The sequence below is a fragment of the Pseudomonas sp. RW407 genome, assembly GCF_003176655.1.
GTDB classification, from domain to species: Bacteria; Pseudomonadota; Gammaproteobacteria; order Pseudomonadales; family Pseudomonadaceae; genus Pseudomonas; species Pseudomonas delhiensis.
Map to the genome: position 1 here is coordinate 1 of NZ_QGSL01000010.1, position 1,278 is coordinate 1,278.

Genomic DNA, 1,278 nt, shown 5'->3' on the forward strand with positions numbered 1-1,278 from the left:
CGGAGTCAACCTGGGGCGACAGCGCTGCCGGGGGAGTCTGTTCGCGAGCAAGCTCGCTCCTACAGGGGGGGTAAGTGAGCAGATTCGAAAAACTCACCCCACCCGCATATCCAACCCGTCAGCCACCGCATTCCCAAACAGCCGCGCCGGCGCCTCCAGGTTGCCGAGCAGGCGCGGGCGCACCAGCCAGAGCTGGATCAGCGGCTGGAAGTCGTCCAGCTGCAGCACCCGCAGCTGTTCGCGGTAGCGGCTGCGCGCCAGGGCCGGCGCCGGCACCAGGCCCAGGCCGCGGCCCTCGGCGACCAGGCCCAGCTGCAGTTCGCTGCCGAAGGTCTCCAGGTTCAACTGCAGGCCCAGGCCCTGGTCGGCCAGGGCGCGCTGCAGGCCGGCGCGGAAACCGCAGCCGTCGGGGTTGAGCACCCAGCCGCGCTGGTAGCAGTCGAGCAGGCGGCGGGCCTGCAGGTCGCTGTCGCGCGCCGCCACCACGCACAGGTCCATGCGCCCCAGGGGCGTGGCGCCGAGGTCGTCGGGGAACACCTTGCTCGGCGGGAACAGCACCACCGCCGCGTCCAGCTCGGCGTTCTCCAGCCGCGCCAGCAAGTGGCTGCCCCAACCGCTGCCGACCTGGGCGCGCAGCTCCGGGTACTCGCCGGCCAGGCGTCGCAGCGCTTCCAGCAGCACCACCTCGCCGATGCTCTGCGGCACGCCCAGGCGCAGCACGCCGCTGGGGGCGGTGTCGCTGGCCACCAGTTCGCGCAGGCCGTCCACCTCGCGCAGCACCCGGCGGCACTGCTCGTACACCCGCAGGCCGGCCGCGGTAGGCTTGAGCGGCTTGGTGTTGCGGTCCAGCAGTTCCACGCCCAGGGCCTCCTCCAGGCTCTGCACCCGGCGGGTGATGGCCGACTGGGTCAGGCCCAGGCTCTCGGCGGCCTGGCTCAGGGAAGCGTTGCGGATCACCGCGACGAAGGCGTCGATGTCATCGATCTTCATGGGACTGGCACCAATTGCATTTCTCGCATATTAGCTTAGATTCAAAATGCATTTCAGGAATAAAAACGCGTTTGCTACCGTACAGTCAGAACCTTCCGGAGTGAATACGCCCGCATGTCCGCCCCCCTGCGTCTCGACCGCCTGCGCCAGTTCATCGGCAACCTGGCCACCCTGCTCGACGGCCATCCCGACGAAGCCACCCTGCTCGCCCGCGCCCGCCCGCTGCTGGCCGAACTGGTGCGCCACGACGACTGGCTGCCCGAGGCCTGCGCCCAGCCCGACGCGCAG

1 protein-coding gene and 1 pseudogene are annotated in these 1,278 nt (G+C 70.0%); one reads left to right on the forward strand and one right to left on the reverse strand.

Annotated elements, in window-relative coordinates; all coding sequences use genetic code 11:
* Positions 1-93: 93 nt before the first annotated feature.
* Complete coding sequence (locus tag DK254_RS00780) at positions 94-990, reverse strand: LysR family transcriptional regulator (protein ID WP_109931648.1); 897 nt, start codon at positions 988-990, stop codon at positions 94-96.
* A gap of 114 nt (positions 991-1,104) precedes the next feature.
* On the opposite strand from DK254_RS00780, the pseudogene DK254_RS00785 reads away from it, so the two are divergent.
* Positions 1,105-1,278: pseudogene (locus tag DK254_RS00785) on the forward strand (cysteine dioxygenase); the annotation flags it as partial.

What these genes read in the sequence shown, in the direction of transcription:
- DK254_RS00780 (WP_109931648.1), bottom strand. Translation starts at nt 990, where the DNA reads ATGAAGATCGATGACATCGACGCCTTCGTCGCGGTGATCCGCAACGCT.